Genomic DNA, 531 nt, shown 5'->3' on the forward strand with positions numbered 1-531 from the left:
CCGGGGCCGGTCCGCAGCCCTCGTTCGCAAGGGGTGACGGGGGCCCGTGGACACCGGCGCGCGTGTGGGTTCAGCATAGCGAAGCGGGGTACCTGGGAGGGCGGGGTTGTGGCTGTGTGACAATGCCGTCCCGGCTCGCCCGGCGAAGGTCATGGCCTAGACTGAGGAAGCAATGGGCGCGGCGATAGCGGGGAAAATGGACATCACGACGACGTCGGGCAGTGTGCAGGCGGCGGCCCCCTCCTTCGGACGCACCGTCCGCGCCTACGTTGCGCTGACGAAGCCCCGCGTGCTCGAGCTGCTGCTGGTGACCACCGTGCCGGTGATGATCCTCGCGCAGGGCGGGTTCCCCAACGTCTGGCTGGTGCTCGCGACCGTTGTCGGCGGCTCGATGAGCGCCGGGTCCGCGGCCGCGTTCAACATGTATCTCGACCGCGACATCGACGCGCACATGAAGCGCACCGCCGGTCGTCCCATCGTCACCGGCGAGGTGTCGCCCCGTGGGGCGCTCATCTTCTCGTGGGTGCTGGC

At 69.7% G+C, this 531-nt stretch carries 1 protein-coding gene; it reads left to right on the forward strand.

Features of this window, described 5'->3' with window-relative positions; all coding sequences use genetic code 11:
- Window positions 1–196: 196 nt before the first annotated feature.
- Window positions 197–531 (forward strand): UbiA family prenyltransferase (locus NQ160_RS24390; protein ID WP_257517538.1); only part of this gene is annotated, 335 nt, incomplete at its 3' end.

The sequence above is a fragment of the Microbacterium sp. zg.Y909 genome (genome assembly GCF_024626565.1).